We start from the raw sequence: 7,312 nt of genomic DNA, 5'->3' as shown, positions 1-7,312 counted from the left end.
CCGGCCAACGTCAACGACACGGTGGTAGCCGATGCCTTGATCTGTGGCGACGAGAAGACGGTGTGGGCGGACGCCGCCTATGACACCCATGCCCGCCGTGCCCGGCTCAAAGCCGAGGGCAAGAAGCCTCGCATCGCGCGCCGTCCCAACAAGCACCATGCGCTATCGCCACGGCTCAAGCACTATAACCAGTTGATCGCCAGGCGACGGGCGGCAGTGGAGACCACCTTCGCCACGCTCAAGAACCGCATGAGACTGACCATGATCCGCTATGTCGGGCTAGCCAAGGCAACTGCTCAGGTCACGATGGCGGCGATCGCCTTCAACATGCGCCGATGGGCTGCCATCACGGGATAGCTGCGCCTGCAATCCGGCCGCTCAGGGCCAAGCCGCCACCAAAATCAGAAAACCAGACGCCAACCCCAAAGACACAAGCAGCAATCGCCTGCTTTCAACGCTCAACGCTATCTGGTCAGCAACTGCGCAACAGGCCCCAAGTGGGGGAGATGTCCGGCAGGACAGAGGGGGGCGCCGTAGAGCGCCAGCCTAGATAGCCACCCATGCCCCATACACCATTGCCGCCTCGACATCGTGCAAACGCCAGATCGATGCGCAAAGTCCTGACCTCAGCCGAGCTCAAGCTATGGAACGAACTTCGTGCGCATCGACTGATGGGGCTTGGCTTCCGACGACAATTTCCCATTGCCGGCTACATTGTCGACTTCGCTTGCCCCGAGAAGAAGCTGGTCATCGAAGTCGATGGCTCCCAGCATGCGGATGCCGATGGGGCGGACGGCGATGAAACGCGGACAGCGCGACTCGAACAAGATGGCTGGACCGTACTGCGGTTCTGGAACGACGACGTCATGCGCGACATCGACAATGTCTGCCAGCATATTGTGATTGCGGCTGGGCTTGGAGGCGCAACTGACGGTGCTGAGCTGTAGGCAGGGAAAAGTCGGCGGGACAGCGCCCCCTCTGTCCTGCCGGCCGTTCGTCGCTCGGAAAGCCAAGCAATTGGCTTTCCGTCCGCTGCGCGGACCGCTCCTCAACCCCCACGAGGGGGGAGACTGGATGTCGCTTCGGCTTTCGCCAATCTTCTCACTAAGGCTTTACCCAAGCAACGCCCTTTGCCGTTTCGATCCGCCCGCCTTGCGCCAGGCATTGAACCTGTGCGTTGCGGCGGCAAACGAGATCTTCATCTGCTGGGCGACCGAATAGCGCGACTTGCCTTCGTCGAACAGGCGGTAGCAGCACTCGACGCCCTCCTCGGTCAGCTTGCCGTCGGGCGCCTTGTTGTGCGGATTGGCGGGGTCGAATTTCTCGACCTGCTGTTCGACCAGGCCTTTCAGCCGCTGCAGGTCGGCCTCGATGCTGGCGATGAGATCGAGGACGGGTTTCGGGTCGAAGTGGTCGTGCGGCTTTGCCGTCATCTCCATGAACACCTTTCGCTTTGCGTGTTGCCCACCTATATAGGCGAACATTCGCTGATAATGAAGAGCGCGTACAGGCGCCCGCGCTTCAACATTTCTTGACCGGCGATTGACCGGCGAGGCGCCAGCGCCTAGTTTAGAATAATTCTAAACTAGGGTGAATTTGTCATGCTTTCCCGCGTCTTCGGTTTCGGTCGCCGTCCCTTCGAATCGCTGTCGGAACAGGAGATCCTGGCGCTGGCGATTTCGTCGGAGGAAGATGACGGGCGCATCTACCGCGCCTATGCCGAGGGACTGGCCGAAAGCTTTCCGCAATCGGCAAAAGTGTTCGAGGCGATGGCGCTCGAGGAAGACGGCCATCGCGATTCCCTCATAGAGCTTTACCGCAAGCGTTTCGGCGAGCGCATTCCGCTGCTGCGGCGCGAGCATGTAAAAGGCTATTACGAGCGCAAGCCCGACTGGCTGGTGCGGCCGCTGGGCGTCGACCATGTTCGGCGGCAGGCCGAAGCCATGGAGCAGCAGGCCTATCGCTTCTATGTCGAGGCGGCCAAGCGCACCAGCGACGCTTCGACCCGAAAGCTGCTCGGCGAGCTGGCCGCTGCCGAGCAAAGCCATGAGAATTCAGCGCATCGGCTGGAGCAGAAACTTGTGCCGGGCGCGGTGAAAGACGAGGAAGCCAGCGCCGAGCAGCGTCAGTTCATCCTGACCTATGTGCAGCCGGGGCTGGCCGGGCTGATGGACGGCTCGGTGTCGACGCTGGCGCCGATCTTTGCCGCCGCGTTCGCCACGCATGACACCTGGCAGACGCTGCTGGTCGGCCTGGCCGCCTCGATCGGCGCCGGCATTTCGATGGGCTTCACCGAAGTCGCCTCCGACGACGGCAAATTGTCGGGCCGCGGCTCGCCGATCAAACGGGGGCTCACCGTCGGCATCATGACCACGCTGGGCGGGCTGGGCCACGCGCTGCCCTATCTCATTCCGCATTTCTGGACGGCGACGGCGGTGGCCGCGGTGGTGGTGTTCTTCGAACTGTGGACAATCGCCTTCGTGCAGAACCGCTACATGCAGACACCTTTCCTGCGCGCGGCGTTTCAGGTGGTGCTGGGTGGGGCGCTGGTGTTCGCGGCCGGGGTGCTGATCGGGAACGCGTGAGCGCCAACGTCGCCTTCTTCCCTTGTGGGCGGTGAGCAGCCGGTTCGCGAAGCGAATTCATCGTGCCAGTGGCACGATGAAAGGCCGGCGAACGCCGGGACGCTGCGAAGCAGCGGGGACCCGGCCGGGGGTGGATCGGCTAGCCCCGGCCCTTCGCATGGCTTAGGGCGTTCGAAGCTCGAAAAGCCAAGCAATTGGCTTTTCGTCCGCTACGCGGACCGCTTCTCACCCCACAGGGGAGAAGGAAGCACCGCGCCAGGCGCTACCCATTCACCACCCGACTATCCGCCGGCGCTTCTTCCCGCTCCGTCAGCCCATAGTCCCGCACCACATGCGCGATCCGCAACCGATAGCCGGCAAAGATTCCGCCGCGGCCGACCCTTTGCGCCTGCCGGTGCTCCTCCGTGTTGCGCCATGCCTTGACCGCTTCCTCGTCGCGCCAGAAGGACAGCGACAGGACGCGGTTCGGGTCGACCAGGCTCTGGAAGCGCTCGATCGAGATGAAGCCGTCAATGCCGTCGAGCAGCGGCCGCAGTTCAGCGGCGATGCCCAGATAGGCATCCCGTTTTCCCTCAGCCGGCTCGACCTCGAAGATAACCGCGATCATGCTTCCTCCTTGACCGCGGTCTGGAGCAGCTGTCGCGGTCCATGCGGTCCGGACACCAGCTTCAGGAAGATGCGGTCTTCTTTCAAGATGAACTTTTCGCGGCGCGCGAATTCGTAATTGGCCTTGCCCGCCGGATCGGCGGCGAGCCGGGCGCGGTAGGCCTCGTAGGCGGCGAGGCTGTCGATGTTGTAGGCGGCGTAGGCGGTGGTGGCCGAGCCTTCATGCGGGGCGTAGTAGCCGATCAGATCGGCGCCGCAGCGCGGGATCGCCTGGCCCCAGGCCTTGGCATATTGCTCGAAGGCCGCCTTGCCGAACGGATCGATCTCATAGCGGATGAAGCAGGTGATGGTCATGTGGATCTCCTTGGGTTTTCTGCGTCAATAGTTCGAGCGGCGTCGAAACGTTGTGCCGCGGGGTCTGCTAAGCAAAAGCGCTGGCGGTCAGGCCTGCCAGAAGGATTTTGCGCATTCGCGGCGCACATCCTCGCGGGTCAGGCCGAGGTCGCGCAGCAAATGGTCGTCGACCTCCGCGAGGTCGAGCCGCTGCAGATGGCGGTCATACCAGCGGGCGAGCAGCCGCCGGTGCAGCCAGGTCACGAACGGAAACGGCCGGCGGCCGGCGAGCGGGGTGGAAGCGGTTGGCATCGGCGTTCTCCTTGATCTCGCCCGATAATAGTGATTATCTGACAAGAATGCTTCGATGGAGACCTAACTATGCGTGAAGGACCGGACATTGCCCGCATCGCCAGCCTGGTCGGCGATCCGGCGCGGGCAAACATGCTGAATGCGCTGATGGGCGGCACGGCCTTGACGGCGAGCGAACTGGCCCTGGAGGCCGGCGTATCGCTGCCGACGGCATCCTCGCATCTGTCGAAGCTGATGGAGGGCGGACTGCTGACCTTGGCCAGCCAGGGCCGGCATCGCTATTACGGTCTCGCCGGCCCGCAAGTGGCGGGGATGATCGAGGCGATCACCGGCGTTGCGGAAGCCGTCGGCCCCAAGCGCGTGCGGCCAGGCCCGCGCGACGGCGCGATGCGCGTGGCGCGTGTCTGCTACGACCACCTCGCCGGCGAGCAGGCCGTGGCTATGCTCGACCGGCTCGTCACGCGCGACATTCTTTTACGCGACGACAAGGAGATCCGGCTCGGGCCGTCGGCGGCGTCGCATTTTTCCGCCATCGGCATCGATGTCGATGCCAAGCCGCGCCGGCCGGTGTGCCGCGCCTGCCTTGACTGGAGCGTGCGCCGCTCGCATTTGGCCGGGACTTTGGGTGCGGCGATTCTGGACAAGATCCTGGCCGAGAAATGGGCGAGGCGGGAGAAGGGCAGCCGGGCGGTGGTGTTTACGCCGCCGGGGAAGCAGGCGTTTGAGAAGGTGTTTCTGGGGTGAGGTAGACGGCGCTGTCCCTACAGGACGTCGGCGGGACAGCACCCCCCTCTGGCCTGCCGGCCATCTCCCCCGCAAGGAGGGAGATCAAGCGCGCCTTGGATTTCGCCAATCTCCAACCTCTCAAGAAGAGCGACGCTTTGAAGCTGCCAATCTCCCCCCTTGCGGGGGAGATGCCCGGCAGGGCAGAGGGGGGTGTGACGGATCGCTACGTCGGCCCTTTCACCCCCGCTTCAATACCTTCGCCTGCTTGAAGAACTCCTTCCACGGATCGGCCTTCTCCAATTGCTTCAGCGTCGTCTTGTCGCCGATCGGAAATGCATTCGGCGCCAGCCCCGCTTCCACCTCCGCCCACGTCACCGGGATCGACACCGTCGCGCCTTTCTTGGCGCGCGAGGAGTAGGGCGCGACGGTCGTCGAGCCGCGACCGTTGCGAAGATAGTCGACGAAGATTTTTCCGGTGCGCGCCTTCTTCGACAGCGTCGCCGTGTAGCGATCAGGCGCTCCCTGCTCCAGCGCCCTGGCGAAATCATGCGAGAAGGTTTTGACCGCCTCCCAACCCGCCGCGGGCTTCAGCGGCACCAGCACGTGATAGCCCTTGCCGCCCGATGGTTTGACGAAATTCGGCAGCGACAGATCGTCGAGCTTGCCTCTTATATCGAGCGCGGCCTCGCGCACCGCCTTGACGTCGACGCCCTCGTCTGGATCGAGATCGAAGATGATCTGGTCGGGCTTTTCCAGTTCATCGATCATGCAGCCCCAGATGTGGACCTCGACCACGCCATATTGGACCAGGGCGGCGAGGCCGTCGAAATCGCGGATGAACAGGATTTCCTCGCCGTCGGTCGGATCCTTCATCCGGGCGATCTTGTCGCTCATGCCGGCCGAGGCGTGTTTCTGGAAAAAGCGCGGGCCGCCAATGCCGTCCGGCGCCCTGACGAGGCTGAGCGGCCGGTTGACGATGAACTGCTCCATCCGCGGCCAGACCAGCGCGTAGTGCTCGAGCAAGGCCTGCTTCGATATCTTCTCGTCGGGCCAGAGCAGCTTTTCGGGATGGGAAAGTTTTACGCTGGTGGTCATTGCCCCAGCTTTGGTCCCGGCAGCCTTGCCGGCGCTGCTTGCCGCGGGCGTTGCCTTGCTGCCGGCCTTCGATGGCTTTTCCTGCACGACTTCCTCCGCCGGCTTGTCCTCGCGCAGTCCCTGGAACGACGCGTGGCGTATTATACGGTCGGAGGTCCAGCTGCGGAACTCCACTTCGCCGACAAGTTCGGGCTTGACCCAGACCAGGCCCTTGCCCTTCGGCACGGCGGCGGCGAAGGGCGAGGATTTTGCCTTCAGCGCATCGAGCTTTTTCTTCAGATCGGTGGCGCCCTTGGCCGAGAAGCCGGTGCCGACGCGGCCGGCATAATGCAGCTTGCCGCCCTCGTGGTAGCCGACCAGCAACGAGCGCAATCCGCGCCCGGTCTTTTCCGACGGCAGGTATCCGCCGATGACGAATTCCTGGCGCGCCGTACATTTCGACTTCACCCAGGAAGGACCGCGGCCGCTGCGATAGGGTGCGTCGGCGCGCTTGGAGACAATGCCTTCGAGCCCCATGCGGCAGGCGTGCTGCAGCATGATTTTGCCGGGTTCGGCGAAATGATCGCTGAAGCGGACCGCGGCATTTTCGGCCGGCTCGCCGAGCAACTCCTGCAGCACCTGCTTGCGCTCGACCAGCGGCTCGCGGCGCAAATCCTTGCCGTCGAGCCGCATCAGGTCGAAGACGTAGTAGGTGAAGCGGCTGGTGCGATTGGCAGAGAGATCCTGCTGCAGCAGGGAGAAGGAAGACACGCCGCTGTCGGCCAGCACGACGATCTCGCCATCGATGATGGCGTCGCTGCATTTCAGCCGGGCCAGTTCGGCAACGATCTCGGGGCCAAATTTCTCCGTCCAGTCGAGGCCGGTGCGGGTCAACAGCCGCACCTCGGTGCCGGCGATCTGCGCCTGCATGCGGTAGCCGTCGAATTTGACTTCGTGCAGCCAGTCCTTGCCGGGCGGCGCGTCGCGCTCCAGCGTCGCCAGCTGCGGCTCGATGAAATCGAGGCGTTTTCCGGCTTTCGCCTTGCTCGAGGCGGCCGGCTTGTTGGAGTGCCAGACTTTCGGCTTCTTGCCGTCGGCGGTCTTGCCTTCCGCGACCTGCTCGATGGTCAGGCCCGATTTCACCGATTTCGGCGCGTCCTTCAGAATATCCTCGCCGGGGCGGGCGGCGGCGTCGTCGGATTTGATCAGCAGCCAGTTGTCACGCTTTTCGCCGGCGCGGGGTTTCAACCTGACCAGATGCCACAGGCCGTTCAGCTTCTTTCCTTTGAGTTCGAACGAGATGTGGCCCTTCTTCATTGCCTTGGCGGGGTCGATCTCGGGCGTCCATGTGCCTTCGTCCCAGACGATGACCGTGCCGCCGCCATACTCGCCCTTGGGGATGGTGCCCTCGAAGCCGGCATAGTCGATCGGGTGATCCTCGACATGAACGGCCAGCCGCTTTTCGTGCGGATCGAGGCTTGGGCCGCGCGTCACCGCCCAGCTCCACAGGACGCCGTCATGCTCCAGGCGGAAATCGTAATGCAGCCTGGTGGCGTCGTGCTTCTGGACGACGAAGATGCCGCCGGATGTCTTGCCACGCGTGACCTTGCCGGCAGGCTCCGCCGTCTTCTTGAAATCGCGCTTGGATTGATATTGTTCGAGGCCGGCCATGACGT

Annotated in this window: 9 protein-coding genes; 4 read left to right on the top strand and 5 right to left on the bottom strand. The window is 63.7% G+C overall.

Annotated elements, in window-relative coordinates:
* Positions 1-357, top strand: a 357-nt coding sequence (locus ACWGTO_RS15980; RefSeq protein ID WP_454575780.1) for a transposase, incomplete at its 5' end; no start/stop codon positions are given.
* Between the two features lie 203 nt (positions 358-560).
* Entirely contained in the window at positions 561-947 is a 387-nt protein-coding gene (locus ACWGTO_RS15975) for an endonuclease domain-containing protein (protein WP_454575779.1), read from the top strand.
* Positions 948-1,112: 165 nt separating this feature from the next.
* Here the strand turns inward: ACWGTO_RS15975 and ACWGTO_RS15970 are convergent, their stop codons facing one another.
* On the bottom strand, positions 1,113-1,433 hold the full coding sequence (locus ACWGTO_RS15970) for a hypothetical protein (protein WP_454575789.1): 321 nt from the start codon (positions 1,431-1,433) through the stop codon (positions 1,113-1,115).
* A 168-nt stretch (positions 1,434-1,601) separates the two neighbouring features.
* Here ACWGTO_RS15970 and mbfA point away from each other — a divergent pair, with 168 nt between their 5' ends.
* A complete protein-coding gene (gene mbfA, locus ACWGTO_RS15965) occupies positions 1,602-2,585 on the top strand; it encodes an iron exporter MbfA (RefSeq protein WP_454575778.1) in 984 nt (327 codons plus the stop codon).
* A 262-nt stretch (positions 2,586-2,847) separates the two neighbouring features.
* Here mbfA and ACWGTO_RS15960 read toward each other — a convergent pair whose 3' ends face one another.
* From ACWGTO_RS15960 to ACWGTO_RS15950, 3 genes are all read right to left on the bottom strand, one after another.
* Positions 2,848-3,192, bottom strand: a complete 345-nt coding sequence (locus ACWGTO_RS15960; RefSeq protein ID WP_454575777.1) for an antibiotic biosynthesis monooxygenase family protein — start codon at positions 3,190-3,192, stop codon at positions 2,848-2,850.
* Entirely contained in the window at positions 3,189-3,545 is a 357-nt protein-coding gene (locus tag ACWGTO_RS15955) for an NIPSNAP family protein (RefSeq protein ID WP_454575776.1), read from the bottom strand. The genes ACWGTO_RS15960 and ACWGTO_RS15955 overlap by 4 nt, the downstream gene beginning before the upstream one ends.
* Positions 3,546-3,632: 87 nt before the next feature.
* The gene (locus tag ACWGTO_RS15950) at positions 3,633-3,836 is read right to left on the bottom strand and encodes a DUF1127 domain-containing protein (RefSeq protein ID WP_454575775.1); all 204 of its coding nucleotides are present in this window, start codon (positions 3,834-3,836) and stop codon (positions 3,633-3,635) included.
* Between the two features lie 69 nt (positions 3,837-3,905).
* Between ACWGTO_RS15950 and ACWGTO_RS15945 the strand changes: the two genes are divergently transcribed.
* A complete protein-coding gene (locus ACWGTO_RS15945) occupies positions 3,906-4,580 on the top strand; it encodes an ArsR/SmtB family transcription factor (protein WP_454575774.1) in 675 nt (224 codons plus the stop codon).
* A gap of 219 nt (positions 4,581-4,799) precedes the next feature.
* Here the strand turns inward: ACWGTO_RS15945 and ligD are convergent, their stop codons facing one another.
* Entirely contained in the window at positions 4,800-7,307 is a 2,508-nt protein-coding gene (ligD, locus tag ACWGTO_RS15940) for a DNA ligase D (protein ID WP_454575788.1), read from the bottom strand.
* Positions 7,308-7,312 lie beyond the last annotated feature (5 nt).

This window comes from Mesorhizobium sp. PL10, from assembly GCF_053714315.1.
This window is presented reverse-complemented; position numbering and strand designations above follow the sequence as displayed.